This is a genomic window from Enterococcus sp. AMC1157, from assembly GCF_058216555.1.
In genome coordinates this window covers 1493607-1508878 of record NZ_CM177099.1, presented here as the reverse complement: position 1 = coordinate 1508878, position 15272 = coordinate 1493607, and the positions used below count along the sequence as shown (strand labels likewise).

Here is a 15272-nt window from a genome sequence, read left to right as displayed (position 1 = left end):
CATGGTCAAACGTGGAGAAATATATTTTGCCGATTTATCTCCGGTTGTTGGCTCAGAACAAGGCGGTGTAAGACCCGTCTTAATTATTCAAAATGATTTGGGAAATCACTTTAGCCCAACAGTAATTATCGCTGCAATTACTGCTAAGATGGCGAAACCTAAATTACCTACCCATGTTGGAATTACTGCGGAGGGAACGGGTTTAGGACGAGATTCTGTTATTTTAATGGAACAAATCCGAACCATTGATAAATCCCGACTCAAAGAAAAAATTTGTCGTTTGGAAGACTCTATTATGGAGTCAGTTAATTCGGCATTAAAAATTAGTGTAGGATTATAACTAAAATGTTTGGATATCTAATCGTTATAGCGACAGTAATTTTATTGATTTTCACTTTGTATCGCCGTAAAGATCAATTTTCGATCCGACCACCTGAAGAAGAAGGCTATTATTTATTGGTTCGTAAATTTGAACAAGCAGGAATTTATTATGGTATTTTTCAACAAGGAGAGAAAGAACTCACTTTGGAAATACCAGCCAATTTATATGTTCGTCTGCAGGAACCAGTCAGAGGATATCTACGAGTGATCGAAGGGAAAGTGCAACAGTTTGATTAGAATGGAGTGACAGATATGAGTAAAATTGGATTTTATGGTGCAGGAAATATGGCACAAGCCATTATTCATGGCATGCTTGCTACAGATAGTTACGCAAAAGAAGATATTTTAGTCTATAACCATCGTTACGAACCGACACTAAAAAAAGTCGAAGAACAGTTTCAAATTATTCCTATTCTGGATGAGAAAGAATTTTTTCAACAAGTAGATATTGTTATTTTTGCGGTGAAGCCAGCTATTTTATTAAAAAGATTACCAGAGGTTGCCCAATGGATAGACACTCAATTACTAGTATCGATTGCTGCTGGCGTGACTATTCATCAAATGGAAGAAATATTAGGTGAGAAAAAAATTATTCGTGTCATGCCGAATACGCCGTCTACCGTTAATGCGGGTATGGCTTCTGTCTCTACAAATCAAGAAGTCAGTGCTGAAGAAACAGAGACAGTGGTTGCTATTTTCCAAAGTTTTGGACGAGCAGTGGTACTACCAGAAAGCCAAATTGATGCAGTGGTTGGCGTAAGTGGCTCTTCTCCGGCCTATGCGTACTTATTTATCGAAGCCTTAGCAGATGGAGCTGTTCTATCAGGAATGAGTCGTCCTCATGCGTATGAATTTGCTGCACAAGCTGTTTTTGGGGCAGCGAAAATGGTTTTAGAAACAGGAAAACATCCTGGCGAATTAAAAGATCAAGTTTGCTCACCAGGAGGAACAACGATTGAGGCAGTTCGTAACTTAGAAGAAAATGGCTTCCGATCAGCGGTTATCCAAGCAGTACAAGCAGCAGCTAAAAAGAATCAAGAAATCTAGTTTTCAAAAAAATAGTAGATGAAAAAGACAAAAAAGAAGAACTAGAATCTTCTTTTTTGTCTTTTTTGAGATAATCAATTCAAATGATTAATCGGCAGTACCATTTTACGATGTTCAGATAAAGTATACATCGTAATTGGTTTATCATAAAATTTTGGTAAAACCTCAGCAGTCATCATTTCTTCTCGAAACCCTTTTTGGAAAATAGCACCGTCTTTTAACATCATGACATGACTGATTAAGGGTAAAATTTCTTCTGTATGGTGGGTGACGAATAATAAACTTGGGGCATCTTTTTGTTTCATCAAATGATCGATTTTTAACAAGAGCTCTTCTCTAGCAAATAGGTCCAATCCATTACAAGGCTCATCTAAAATCAATAACTCAGGCTCCGCCATCAAAGCTCGAGCAATCAGAACTATTTGACGTTCTCCCTGAGATAAGAAATGATAGTTTTTACCAATCAAACTTTCAGCATCCAGTGAAATTAAGAAGTCCTTAGCTTTATTTAAATCATCCTCAGTAAAGCTTTGATAGATACCGATACTGGCGAATTTTCCAGACAAAACAATTCTTTCCGCAGTATCTTGAACATTTAAACGATACTGTAAGGCAGTACTAACCCAACCAATTCGTTTCGATAATTCAGGAATAGAAGTTTGCCCAAACACTTGATCTAGGACGGTTAATCTTCCTTTGGATGGCCAAAGGCTCCCTGTAATTAATTGTAGTAGTAATGTTTTACCCGCTCCGTTTAAACCTAAAATTGCCCAATTTTCGCCCTCATTAATTTGCCAGTTAATTTGATCTAACAAGGGTTGCTGATTACGAATGAAAGAAACCTCTTCAAATGTTAGAATTGCCATAAAAACCCTCCTTTTAAAATAATACATAGGGACTACTTCTTTTGATTTATCATACCAGTCTTTTTAGGATATACCAACCCTGATTGTTTGAAAGAGAGGTGAGCCAGTTTTTTTAGATAGATATATGTTAAAATAGATAAAATTGTTACTTTTTACAGTTAAGTAAGAAAATGAAAGTTATAACTTCCAGAACAAAGCTCCGAAAGCTCACTGGTGTCGTGTAAGATCGCCAAGAGCCTCTTTTTCCAGAGTCTCTTCGGCTGCTGACGTTCAAACGACTGACTAAGTGCTAGTCGCACTAAGTCAGCGTAATTCATTCAGCTCTTTAGAACACGACCTGTGAGTTTTCTCCACTTTGTTCTTCCAGTTTCTAACGATAATTTTTTTCTTTTAAGTAGAGGATTTCTTATGTGTAAACTTAAAAGTAATCAACATCACAAATTGGAAGTCCTATTGGGAAGAAAATTCTCATCGCAGGCTTAAAGATGAGGATGAATTACGCAGTGTTGGAAGGAGTGATTCGCTACTTCCTACTCTGCGTTTGAACGCCGAAAGCTATGAGACTTCTTGAAGGCTCATAGCGGTCTCCTGCAATGAGAAATTTTCTGGACAGACGGACTGGAAGTTTGTGATGTGCTTGTCTGACTGTAAAGTAACTAAAAATTCGTGGAAAGAAGGGAAATACTTTGGCAAATGTAAAGGAAATTATTGCTTTGGCTAGTTCTGAAAAAATCTTTTTTGAAGATAATTACTATCGTTTCCGTAAAGTTGATGAAAAAAACTATCAAATTGCGCGTCTAGTACTTGGAAAATGTGGCGATTTTTATTATCATCCACAAATTTCATTAAAATTAGTAAAATCAATGTTTGTTGCTACAGACTATTTTGATAATTTTGTGACACCCATCAAAACGCTAAAACGTGAAGATGATCCAACTTTTCTTGACCAAGAGTTTCAAAATGTATTGACTGCTTTTCTAGAGGCTAAAAATCAAGAAGAATAACTATTTAAGAATAATTTAAAAGGGTAAAGAACTGTAGCGACAGTTTTTTATCCTTTTTTCTTTATACCAAGTAATTTTTTAGACAAATTGATGAATCTGTCTAAAAAGCAACAAATCACCGTGTTCATCATTGGAAAGTCTTGGTAAATCATGATAAATTATCCAACGATATCAAAGAAATGATGGTGAATAAAATGCAACATTTTAAAAATATAATAAAATTATATCGATTAGATTGGAAACGAATTTTTAAAAATCCTATGACCACTTTTTTAGTCATCGCCTTAATGTTTCTACCGTCTTTGTATGCTTGGTTTAACATTAAAGCTTTGTGGGATCCTTATGGAAATACGAAAGAAATTCCGATTGCTGTATTTAGTGGTGATACTGGTACAGATTTTAATGGGAAAAAGATTAACGTTGGTGATGAAGTCATCGAGAATCTTCAGAAAAATGAACAACTAGGTTGGCGTTTTGTGAAATCTGAAAAGGTCTTAAAAGAAGGTGTGCAATCAGGAAAATTTTACGCAGGAATCTATTTACCAACTAATTTTTCAGAAGACTTATTGAGTTTTACCAGCGGAGAAATTCAAAAACCAACAATTGATTATTATTTTAATGAAAAAATTAATGCGATTGCTCCAAAGATTACCGATAAAGGAGCAAGTAGTTTACAAGATCAAATTACTGAAAATTTTATCAATACAGCAAGTTCTACACTACTAGAAGTGTTTAATCTAGTGGGGTATGAAGTAGAATCAAATTTAGTCTCCATAAACAAAGTAAAAAATTTAATTTTAGAAATGGATCAAAATAGCGATAATATTGAAGGCTATACGCAAGAAATTTTAGCGTTACATGAAAAATTGCCTGATATAAAAAACAAATTTAATAAAGCAGAAGAGTTTACGGAGTATTTACCTGAAGTTGATCAAATGGCAGAAAAATTAGTTGTTTTAAATCAAAAAATGCCTCAAATAACTGAGGAAGCAAAAATTATTTTGACTTTACAGGATAAAATACCTGAGATTCAGAATGCTGGCAAACAGTTAGCGATGGTGGATGAAGATTTTGATCAAGTATCAACAACTTTAACCGAAGGAATTGCTGAGGCTAATCAAGCTTTAATGATTATGCAAGAAGTGGAAAGTTTATTACCTAAGATAGTAGAGCTAAGAGACAATGCCTCAGATTTTACAGATCAAACAATCGCTGCTGGAGAAAAATTAGATACGCATTTAGATGAAATTACTCAAACAGTTCAAATCAATCTGAATATGGTGACTAGTCTGGCTGAAACGATCAATCATTACGCAGTAACCTTGAATTCCTTATTAAGCCAAACAGAAGATTGGACGCCAGAGCAACGAACAATTATTAAACAAACTTTGCTAGGAATTGCCGATGTTCTAGCAAAACAACAAGCAATGATCAGTGACTTAATTGATTGGTTTCAACAATTGCAACAACAACTAGAAGGCGATTTTAGTGAGATTATCCAACATTTGAACCAAGTCAATGAATTATTGGCAGTCACTAGTCAGTCTGCCACACAACTAGCTGAAATTACCGATTCAATTAGTAAAACCGAACTTCAACAATTTCTAAATGATTTACAGTCGTTAACCGAACGTCTAGCTTCTTTGGGAAATAGTATTGATGTGGAAGCTGTTAGTCGTCAGGTACATGTATTGTTAGAAAACAAACTACTACCAGCTTTAGAAAATACCCAAGAGTTATTAGAAGCCTCAAAAAACGTTGATTTAGAAGCTCTACTTCAAGCGACAGAAAAAACAGTTAGTAATGCGGTGACAATTTTAGAAAAATATCAAGAAGAGCTGCCCGCAATTGGCAAAGAAATACATGACGCTAATCTTTTGCTAAACGGACATATGGATCAAATCGTCAATGGTATCAATAAAGGTGTTTCACTTTATAATGAAGAACTGCCCGAATTGCAAGAAAAATTAGCTAAAGCAGCTGATTTTGTCACGAATGAATATCCGACAGTAAAAAGCGAAGTAGTCACTACTTTGGAGATGGTCGATGAGAAATTTCCAAAAGTCGAAACGGCACTGAATACAGCCAGTCAATTAATTGAAGAAGATTGGCCATCAATGAAACGAGGAATCCACAAAGCAGCAATGGCCATTCATAAAGGAGAAGAATTTGCTGATTTGAACGATATCATTTCTTTACTAAAAAATGATGTGCAAGCTGAGAGTGATTTCTTTACGCAACCTGTAGAACTAAATACCACAGCGATGTATCCTATGGAAAATAATGGTTCCGCAAGCACGCCGTTTTATACAGCGCTTTGTTTATGGGTGGGTGCTTTGCTGTTGTCTAGTGTGGCAGCTACTGATTTTCATTTAGACAAAAAGGACCGACAACGTTTTAGTCAAAGAGAAATGTTCCTCGCTCGAATGGGTACCTTCTTGACGATTGGTTTGGCACAATCCTTGATTGTGACTTTGGGAAATTATTTTGTCTTAGGAGTAGATGTAAGAAATCCAGTGTATAGTATTCTTTTTGCCCTACTTGTAGGATGGGTCTTTATGACTATGATTTATGTTTTCGCCAGCTTATTTGGCAATCTTGGTAAAGGCATAGGAATTATTTTGTTAGTCTTGTCGATTTCCGGTGGGGGAGGAAATTACCCGATCCAAGTTTCTGGAAAATTTTTTCAATTTATCAATCCTTTATTGCCATTTACGTACGCTGTTGATTTATTAAGAGAATCTGCAGGGGGAATCTATTGGCCAAATGCCGTACGTAATGCCAGTGTTCTACTGATTTTAGGTCTTATTTTTGGAATAGTGGGTACATTAGTTAGTCCTTTAATGGAGAAACCGTTGAAAAAAATGAATGCTTTAACGAAAGAAAGTCATTTTTTCCATTAATAAAACGTATAAAGTTGATTACGAAAAAACCTGTCTGAAATTTTTCAGACAGGTTTTTGTTTTATTCACTTGAGTGACTAGCTGGATCTAAACGTTTCTCTACAATTCCTAAAATCCAATCGGTAAAAATAGACATTACCGCAGTTGGTAAGGCACCGGCTAAAATAATCGCAGCACCGTCCGTTGCATTGGTTCCTCGAACAATGATATCACCTAAACCACCTGCACCCACAAAGGTACCAATAGCAGTAATACCAATAGCGACAACTAAAGCATTTCTAATCCCTGCCATAATAACAGAAATAGAAAGCGGTAATTCAATCATATAGAGTCTTTGCCAAGCAGTCATACCCATTCCTTTTCCGACATCTAAGGCATTTTTATCAACTTGAATCATGCCTGTATAAGTATTTTTGATAATCGGTAAAAGAGAATAAAGAAAAACGGTGATGATTACCACATTAACCCCTAGACCAAAAGCAAACATAAGAATCGAAACCATAGCCAAGGATGGGATTGTTTGAATGACATTTGCAATTCGAATCACCCAATCTGCTAATTTCGTTCTACGAGAAATCATAATGCCAATCGGTATCCCGACAATGGCCGCAAACAATACACCATAAATTGAAATCAGAAAATGACGAATGAATTGTGAAAAGACATAGCTGCCATTTTCTTGAAAATAATAGACAAATTGTTGGAATATATTCATCTCATTCATATTCATTGCGCATCCCCCTCAAAGTAATTATTTTCTTCTAAAAAGCGTTCCGCTACGATAGAAGGTTCGACCAAATCATTGTCTGATTCGTAATTTAATCGTTGCATGGTTTCGGTATCGATTTTTCCAGCTAAACGATTAATAGCATCATACAATTCGGGCACTTCATCTAAAAGTTCTTGATTGACAATTGGTGAAGCATCATATGGTGGGAAAAATTGTCGATCATCTTCTAGCATGACCAAATCATAGCTGGCAATTCGTCCATCTGTGGAATAGCCTAGAACGACATCCATTCGATGAGCATCAACTGCATCATATACTAAACCAATTTGCATGGGTAAAATCGAGCTAAATTCAAATCCATAGGCTTGAGTAAAGCCGTCATAACCGTCTCCTTCACGAGTCATCCAAGCTCGGTCTGCACCGACAACCAATTCATCGGCAATTGGCTCTAAATCACTGACTTTTTCTAATCCGTATTCTTCAGCCGTATCTTTTCTGACTAAAAAGACATAGGTATTATCAAAGCCATAAGAAGGAAACCAAACTTGATTGTAACGTTCTTTAAATTCTTTTTGAACTACTTCCATTGCTTGATCAGGATCCATCACAGGTTCTAAAAGTAAAGTAGAAGCAATATCTGTTCCTGTATAACGAGTAGATGAAACATCCGCATCACCATTTAACATTGCCTGATGATTGATGTTGGTCGTTCCTAAGTTATTGATAATCGTGGTTTGTTTATCTGTATAATGTTCAATCATCCCTGCGACCATGCTACCGAGAATTTGTGATTCAGTAGTAATTCCGCCAGTCACAGCAATGGTATCTTCGTCGTTATTGGAAGCCAACCCTGGAAGAGAACAAGCAGATAGCATTAGGACACCTGCTAGTGTCAGGAAGATTTTTTTTAATTTATTCATTATTCATTCTCCTCCCTTAAAGCAGATGGGGTTAATTTATTTTCTAGCAAACCTAAAAGAAAATCGGAAATAACTGCTAGAAGAATAACTGGAATGGTCCCTGCAATAATCAATGGTGGTTGATAGTTGTCTAAACCACTAAAGATTAACACCCCTAAGCCTCCTGCACCAATATACGAAGCTAAGGTCGCCCAAGCAATGACATAGACGGCCGCTAAACGAACGCCCGCCATAATGGTTGGTAAAGCAATCGGAATTTCGACACTATAAATCGATTCAAAATTGGTCATACCCATGCCTTTAGCAACATCTAGGTAATTTGGATCGACATTTTTCATGCCAATATACGTGTTTCGCATAATTGGCAATAGCGAGTAGATAAATAAAGCGACGATTGCTGGAGCTGTTCCGACTCCTAGAAATGGAATCATTAACGTCAGCAAAGCTAAAGAAGGAATTGTTTGTAAGGCACTTGTAATACCAATAACAACATTGGCAATTTTAGGCGTTCTTGTTAATAAAATCCCTAACGGAATAGCTACTAGAGCACCTAAAAATAAAGAAATAAACGAAATATAGATGTGTTGCATAATATTTTCAAAAAGTTGTGTACCATATTCTGAGAAAAAGGCTTGCATAAGACTAGACCTCCTCTATTTCAGGGTCGAATGACACGGCTGCCTCTGAGATAGAACTTTCTTCGCCCCATAGTACATCATAGACGATGTCCACTAGAGAAGCACGGGTAATAATACCGACCACACGTTGTTGTTCATCCACTACTGGCACATATTTTAAGCCACGTTTTAAAATTCGTTGTAAGGTATCTCTAAGCAGTGCTGATTCTTTTACGAAAAAGACATCAGTTTTTAAAATATCTCCAACACTACTACTTTTTCCTCGGCGTTGATTGATTGATTCGACATCAATATAACCTTTTAAAATATTTTGATTGTCGGTAACTAAAAGGGTATCAACACGCTTTTGGCGCATCAAACTAATTGCTTCTTGCAATGATTTTTCAGGAGTGATAGTGACAGCGGTATTTAGCATCACTTCACTAACTGGTGTAGTATCTGGTTTGGCTTGCATTAAGCGATCTTCACCAATTAATTCTTCAACAAATTCATTAGCAGGTGCTTTTAAGATATTGTCTGGTGTATCAAATTGAATGACACGCCCCTCACTCATGATTGCAATACGGCTAGATAATTTTAGCGCTTCATCCATATCATGAGTAACAAAGACAATGGTTTTTCCTAAGCGTTCTTGTAAATCTTTAACAAGATCTTGTAAAGAATCTCTGGTAATAGGGTCCAAGGCTCCAAATGGCTCATCCATTAAAATAATATCTTGATCCGCTGCAAGTGCTCGGATAACACCGATTCTTTGTTGTTGTCCACCAGAAAGTTCATGGGGATAACGATCCAACATTTCTCTTGGTAATTCGACTAAGTCAATCATTCGCTCGGCAATCTTATCCCGTTCGTCTTTAGATACTTTTAGTAACTTTGGAACGAGTGTGATGTTTTCGCGAATCGTCATATGTGGCATTAGTCCAATACTTTGGATAACGTAGCCGATTTTACGACGTAACTCAACTGGATTGAAGGATTGAATATCTTTACCATCAATTAAGATGGTTCCTTCTGAGGGTTCAGTCATTCGGTTAATCATCCGCATAGAAGTCGTCTTACCACTTCCACTGGTTCCGATAAAACAAATAAACTCACCTTTATCAAAAGAGAGATTAATGTCTTCTACCGCGATTTTTCCGCCTTTATAAATTTTTGATACTTGTTGAAATTCAATCATTTTTTCTTCACCTCGTGTTCAATTTTTGCGTATCCTATACTATAAGTATGAGGGAAAACACGAAAGATTTCAAATGACAATGATTAAGAAAACGCTTTATAAGCGTGAGATATAGCCTTTTTATTGGATTTTCGGAGTAGATTGATGATAGATAAACCTATATGTATCTAAGGAAAAAACGATTTCACAAAAAAAATTAAGATTAAAATTCATTTTTTTGAAACAATTCAGTAAAAAGTGCTAAAATGAGAGAGCACAATGAGAGGAAAGAGTGGATAATATGTTAACAACAGAAGATTTTGATTTTGAATTACCGGAAGAATTAATTGCACAGACACCGTTAAAAGATCGTGCAAGTTCTCGATTATTAGTATTAGATGCCCAGACGGGAAAGATGGAAGACAAACATTTTTACGATATTATTGATGAATTACATCCAGGCGATGCTTTAGTCATGAATGATACTCGTGTGTTACCGGCTCGTTTATATGGAGAAAAAGTAGAAACTGGTGCGCATCTAGAGATTCTATTATTAAACAATACCGAGGGAGATACTTGGGAAACTTTAATTAAACCTGCTAAAAGAGCAAAAGTCGGCACGAAAATTAGTTTTGGTGATGGTCGTTTAAAAGCAATTGTCACAGAAGAATTAAATCATGGCGGACGTATGATTCAGTTTAGTTATGAAGGAATTTTCTTAGAAATTATCGAATCTTTGGGAGAGATGCCTTTACCGCCATACATTAAAGAACGTTTGGAAGATCCAGATCGTTATCAAACGGTTTATGCCAAAGAAAGTGGTTCAGCCGCAGCACCGACTGCAGGTCTGCATTTTACTAATGAATTATTAGAGAAAATTCAAGCAAAGGGAATTAAATTAGTCTATTTGACACTTCATGTTGGATTGGGGACTTTCCGACCTGTCAGCGTGGATAATATTGCTGAGCATGAAATGCACAGTGAATTTTATCGTTTGACGGAAGAGGCGGCAGATAAGTTAAATCAAGTAAAAGCAAATGGTGGTAAAATTGTCGCTGTTGGAACGACATCTATCCGCACCTTAGAAACTATTGGTAGCAAATTCGATGGCGCTATCCAAGCGGACAGTGGTTGGACCAGTATCTTCATTACTCCAGGTTATGAATTTAAAGTGGTTGATGCTTTTTCTACTAATTTCCATTTACCTAAATCAACTTTAGTCATGCTAGTCAGTGCTTTTGCTGGTCGCGATCAAACTTTGGCTGCTTACAAACACGCTGTAGACGAACGCTATCGCTTCTTTAGCTTTGGTGATGCAATGTTCGTCAAAAAATGAGTTTGATAATTTCCAGTCAAAACTTCGAAAACTCACTAGTCGTGTGAGACCGCCACGAATCTCTTTTCAGAGTCTCTTTGGCTGCTGATGTTCAAACGCTGACTAAGTGCTAAAGACACTAAGTCAGCGTAATTCAATCAGCTCTTTAGAACACGACTAGTGACCTTTCATTACATTAATGATTTAGGTAAAGTATTCAAATGATTATGAGTGCTTTACGAGAAGAAGGCTCGTTCATATTTTCAATAGAACATCCAATTTTTACTGCTGAAGATTCTCAGAATTGGGTGAAAAAGGAGGATGGAAAGATTGTTTGGCCAGTGGATACATACTTCAAAGATGGTGAGCGTCAATCTGAGTTTCTTGGTCACACAATTACTAAAGTTCATCGTATTTTGACCACGCTTGTTAAGTTGCTAAAAGATCCAGGATTCATTTTGGATAGTATTGTTGAACCTACCCTGAATTAAAGTATCTTGAGAGCATGCCAGATGAGTGGCGTCGCCCAATGATGATTATCTTTGTCTGCCGCAAGCAAGCATTTAGCAAAGTATAGTTAAAATAAAAAACGCCGTTGCTAGTCAGCGGCGTTTTCGTTTGCTAATAAACTATGAGTAATAGTGAGTAGCTCTGCTTCAATTTTAGCAAAATCAGTTTCAGAAATTTTTGAATTAATTAGCACAATAGGAACTAGGTTTTTAAAACTTGTTGTGTACTCTTCCATTCCATTAACAGATACCGTACTTAAAATAATATCTGCTTGATGGATGTCTCGGGTAAATTTTAAGGAATACTTGTCACAAAACCGAGTACTGACACGGAATTCTAGGTGTTTTGTATTCAAAAAAGTCAAATCTGATAGGATAAATAATTTAATTTGTGGATAATAAATTTCGTTAGGAACTAAATAGAAGCAAAGTAATAGACTTTCAATGCGGAAATACTCGTAGGCAGGTTCAGAGACTTTTTCAATAAACTGATCCCATAAAAATTCATATTTGGAGAACAGCAATGGATAATGGACCTTGAGTTCTTCTGCATATTGTTCAGTAAAATTATTTAGCACATTCTCATCGGGTTCAAAAAAATAATAGGAAAGCAGCTGTTTAACAAATTTTTTGTAAACAAATTCCTGTTGAACGTCTGTTAATGGTAGAAAATGGTATTCAAATAACGTAATCCAGATGGAGGCATCATCCAAGTGAGTAACTTTTTCCATTTGTTGTAGATTGACTGTTAAATGAAAGTCAATAATATCCGAAGCGTAAATAGCAACCACTAACAATTGCCAATCTTCTTCCATCCAATCTGTTAGAAAGTCAGGACGCTGCGGTAGAGAGATACTTTGGAGAATCTGTTGCTCATTTTCATTAAAAATAATCGACAAATGACTTTTAATCGATGCCATTGTGATAAAACACCAAATAGATAGGAGCTCTATTGTACGACTATCCGTTTCAATTTCTAGTTCTTGGGCAATTTGTGTTGCAACGGTGGCAAAACCTTCCTTATTTTCAATCCATTCAATATGTGAAAACTGCCGATGAATAGCAAAAAGAAAAACATAGAAAAACGCTCGCAGTTTATGTTCTTCACCAAAAATAGTAATGGTTGAAGAGAGAGAGATAGAGATATCGTGTTTCACTAAAGAAGCATTAATATCTTTAATTTTTCTCCTAAGTTGTGATTCACTAATATAGTATGTATTGCAAAAATCAATTGTAGAAATTGTCCGCTGTAAGAGTAGTTGTTGTAATAATTCATAACCAAGTTCTGCAGAAAAAATGGTAGACAAAAGTTTCTGAAGATTTACATAAGGTTTACGAATTAGTTTGATTCCATTTCGTTGATCAATAATTAAAGTTACTAAGTCGCTGGGGTAGAGGGACTCAATATCTTCTTGAATATCTCTACAGATCTTTTTAATGGTCGATTGGCTGTAATCGCCTACAATATAGGTGAGTTCTCGACTAGAAATAAATTCTGTTTCTTCTTCTAAAGCAAATAAAATAGTCTGTTTCAACCATGCGTTTGAAGAAATTCCGTACATCATAATAAGTAGTCTCCTTTCTATTTTATTGCTTTAGATTGATAACTAGGCGAATGCATTCAAAAATGCCGAATTATTGGTTCTAAGCCACGCTCTATTATAGACACTGTTTGATGAAAAAAGATAGTTATTTTGCTAATTATCCACTATGGAGTAAAAAACGAAAAAATAAATAAAATAGTTTGGGAATAAAGCGATACCATCCTTGAAATGCTGGTATATCAGCATTCATTGTATAGTAATTAGATGCTCAAAAATTACCCATGTGTTTTTTTAATAAAAAAAAGACTAATTCTCAGTTTCAAATAGTTCATTGTCCACTGTAGGTTAAAATTTGAAGGTTATTTACAAAAAAAATAGGTAAAATGGAATTAACGATAGAGATGACAAGACAAGAACAAAAGAATTTCAAGACAAAGGGTTTTCACTTTTATTGCAATAACTATATTCGTATACGAATTGGGACAATTGAAAGAATCAATGAATTGTATCTACTTATGATCTAATGAATCAGTCTTGCTACAAATCTATCGTCACACCATTTTTAAGAAGATGGTTCTGACACCGTCTTTCAATAGATCAAAGATATAGCTTAAAAAACCTTTTAAGAGTCCGTCGTCTTTCAACCTTGTCTATTGTTTTCAATATTTGTACTATCTTGTTTTATCTTATCATGTAAAGTCGTTAAATTTGGTATCTATAACTTGTGAATGAAGTTATCCAAAATGTCGAAATACTATTCTTGTATCATGTATTAGAAGAAATTGGTGGTCTATTCATAATAATAGTAGAATTTTCCTTAATCTGACTAAAAAATAGTCAACACAATGAATATAAGGATCGTCTTAAAAGTCTCTTGTTTTGTTGATTATAAGTTAAGAGAATCGCAGAATCAAGAGCAATAAATAATTTAGCATATATATTTATATATATAAATAAAAAATAGAAATGGAGTGGAGTTTTATGGGTTTATTATGGTCATTAATCGTAGGTGGAGTTATTGGTGCAGTTGCAGGAGCGATCATGAATAAAGGTGGTTCTATGGGAATCATTGCGAACGTTGTTGCAGGATTAGTTGGATCAGCAGTTGGTCAAGCTCTATTCGGTTCTTGGGGTTGGGTTGTCGCAGGTATGGCAGTTTTCCCATCAATTTTAGGAGCAATTATTGTTATTGCAGTCGTATCATTCTTTTTAAGAAAAACTGCTTAAACCTATAGACGTTTTTAGCTATCTTCCCCAGAAATTCTTTTAAACAGGAAAAAGAATTTATAGAAACGTCTAGAACAGACATCTTTTTTCATCATTAGAAGATGTCTGTTCTTATACTTAGAATAAGCATTAAAAAAATATCAGAAGGAAGTGGAACATTATGCGGGAATTAAAAATCGGCGATAAATTATCAACAAGAGATGCTAATGAAGAATCTGTTTCTGGTAAAGTAGAGAAGTTTTTAAAAAATACAGTGATTCTTGTTGATCAACAGTTAAATCGTTTTTTAGTTAAAAAAGAACAAATTATTGAACTGGGATTTTCATGTCCTGAATATAAAGAAACGGACACGAGAATTCATCTTCTTACATGGAAAGAAGATCGAGTACCACAACCATTTGAAAAAATTAGTTAAAAAAAAGACCGCTCGTCGAGATTACTTGACGAGCGGTTATTGCTTTCGGAAGGTATTGGTAGATTGTCATGGTACACTAGCAAAGCAATGTTAACTTTACACGAAACAAAAAATTTTGCCTTGAATTACAAACTTGACGCTTATTCTGTTCTAGTTCTTAAATGGGGTTCATTCATTAAACAGAAGGGTATAACTTGAAACATGAATTACTTTGCTCTTGAAATACTTTAGTAAAACTTGTAGCTTTGACAACGTTTATTGTTTTGACACTCATTGTTAAAAACAATCTATCAAGTTGATTACCTTCCTTATGCTTAAATCTTACCATGAAATGACACCGCTTTCAAATAATTTGCTCTAAAAAATTGAAGAATCTATGAAATTTTAGTTCTTTCTTTTCGAATAAAATATTCATAATTGTGGAGAAAATCCAAAAAATTTAATTTTTTTGGTAAACCTAAGTTAATTTATTGATTCTGGTAGAAAATGCATGGTATAGTATTATTACAGTCATGAGACTGAAACTCAAAATTGAGTATTCAATCAAATGGCTTTTTTTGAGAGGACTTGTTAGAAAGACTGAGAGAACTTCTTAAGCTATGACATAGCTAGCTGTC

General features: G+C 35.3%; 15 protein-coding genes. 9 read left to right on the top strand and 6 right to left on the bottom strand.

The features are described from left to right. Position 1: 1 nt before the first annotated feature. Genes AC4BBX_RS07275 through proC form a run of 3 tightly spaced genes read left to right on the top strand, consistent with a single transcriptional unit; the run spans position 2 to position 1428 of the window. Complete coding sequence (locus AC4BBX_RS07275) at positions 2–340, top strand: type II toxin-antitoxin system PemK/MazF family toxin (protein ID WP_490453228.1); 339 nt, start codon at positions 2–4, stop codon at positions 338–340. Positions 341–345: 5 nt separating this feature from the next. After that, positions 346–618, top strand: a complete 273-nt coding sequence (locus AC4BBX_RS07270; protein ID WP_490453227.1) for a hypothetical protein — start codon at positions 346–348, stop codon at positions 616–618. Positions 619–633: 15 nt separating this feature from the next. Further along, on the top strand, positions 634–1428 hold the full coding sequence (proC, locus tag AC4BBX_RS07265) for a pyrroline-5-carboxylate reductase (protein ID WP_490453226.1): 795 nt from the start codon (positions 634–636) through the stop codon (positions 1426–1428). A 74-nt stretch (positions 1429–1502) separates the two neighbouring features. Here the strand turns inward: proC and AC4BBX_RS07260 are convergent, their stop codons facing one another. Continuing rightward, a complete protein-coding gene (locus tag AC4BBX_RS07260) occupies positions 1503–2294 on the bottom strand; it encodes an ABC transporter ATP-binding protein (RefSeq protein ID WP_490453225.1) in 792 nt (263 codons plus the stop codon). Positions 2295–2980: 686 nt separating this feature from the next. Here AC4BBX_RS07260 and AC4BBX_RS07255 point away from each other — a divergent pair. After that, complete coding sequence (locus AC4BBX_RS07255; protein WP_490453224.1) at positions 2981–3298, top strand: hypothetical protein; 318 nt, start codon at positions 2981–2983, stop codon at positions 3296–3298. A 194-nt stretch (positions 3299–3492) separates the two neighbouring features. After that, positions 3493–6201: a YhgE/Pip family protein gene (locus AC4BBX_RS07250; RefSeq protein WP_490453223.1), complete on the top strand. Its 2709-nt coding sequence runs from the start codon at positions 3493–3495 to the stop codon at positions 6199–6201. A 61-nt stretch (positions 6202–6262) separates the two neighbouring features. Here AC4BBX_RS07250 and AC4BBX_RS07245 read toward each other — a convergent pair whose 3' ends face one another. Genes AC4BBX_RS07245 through AC4BBX_RS07230 form a run of 4 tightly spaced genes read right to left on the bottom strand, consistent with a single transcriptional unit; the run spans position 6263 to position 9666 of the window. Then, positions 6263–6925, bottom strand: a complete 663-nt coding sequence (locus AC4BBX_RS07245) for an ABC transporter permease (RefSeq protein WP_490455777.1) — start codon at positions 6923–6925, stop codon at positions 6263–6265. Positions 6926–6927: 2 nt separating this feature from the next. Then, on the bottom strand, positions 6928–7851 hold the full coding sequence (locus tag AC4BBX_RS07240) for an osmoprotectant ABC transporter substrate-binding protein (RefSeq protein ID WP_490453222.1): 924 nt from the start codon (positions 7849–7851) through the stop codon (positions 6928–6930). After that, the gene (locus AC4BBX_RS07235) at positions 7851–8489 is read right to left on the bottom strand and encodes an ABC transporter permease (RefSeq protein ID WP_490453221.1); all 639 of its coding nucleotides are present in this window, start codon (positions 8487–8489) and stop codon (positions 7851–7853) included. Before AC4BBX_RS07235 ends, AC4BBX_RS07240 begins: the two co-directional genes overlap by 1 nt. Before the next feature lie 4 nt (positions 8490–8493). Beyond that, complete coding sequence (locus AC4BBX_RS07230; RefSeq protein ID WP_490453220.1) at positions 8494–9666, bottom strand: betaine/proline/choline family ABC transporter ATP-binding protein; 1173 nt, start codon at positions 9664–9666, stop codon at positions 8494–8496. Positions 9667–9946: 280 nt separating this feature from the next. Between AC4BBX_RS07230 and queA the strand changes: the two genes are divergently transcribed. Both queA and AC4BBX_RS07220 read left to right on the top strand, forming a co-directional pair. Continuing rightward, positions 9947–10981, top strand: a complete 1035-nt coding sequence (gene queA, locus AC4BBX_RS07225) for a tRNA preQ1(34) S-adenosylmethionine ribosyltransferase-isomerase QueA (RefSeq protein ID WP_490453219.1) — start codon at positions 9947–9949, stop codon at positions 10979–10981. Positions 10982–11181: 200 nt separating this feature from the next. Beyond that, the gene (locus tag AC4BBX_RS07220; RefSeq protein WP_490453218.1) at positions 11182–11451 is read left to right on the top strand and encodes a hypothetical protein; all 270 of its coding nucleotides are present in this window, start codon (positions 11182–11184) and stop codon (positions 11449–11451) included. 107 nt (positions 11452–11558) lie between these two features. Here AC4BBX_RS07220 and AC4BBX_RS07215 read toward each other — a convergent pair whose 3' ends face one another. Continuing rightward, a complete protein-coding gene (locus AC4BBX_RS07215) occupies positions 11559–13034 on the bottom strand; it encodes a helix-turn-helix domain-containing protein (protein WP_490453217.1) in 1476 nt (491 codons plus the stop codon). 960 nt (positions 13035–13994) lie between these two features. Between AC4BBX_RS07215 and AC4BBX_RS07210 the strand changes: the two genes are divergently transcribed. Together AC4BBX_RS07210 and AC4BBX_RS07205 are read left to right on the top strand one after the other, a co-directional pair. Continuing rightward, complete coding sequence (locus tag AC4BBX_RS07210) at positions 13995–14240, top strand: GlsB/YeaQ/YmgE family stress response membrane protein (protein WP_490453216.1); 246 nt, start codon at positions 13995–13997, stop codon at positions 14238–14240. A gap of 160 nt (positions 14241–14400) precedes the next feature. Next, positions 14401–14655, top strand: coding sequence for a hypothetical protein (locus tag AC4BBX_RS07205; RefSeq protein ID WP_490453215.1), 255 nt, complete (start codon positions 14401–14403; stop codon positions 14653–14655). The last annotated feature ends 617 nt before the right edge of the window (positions 14656–15272 follow it).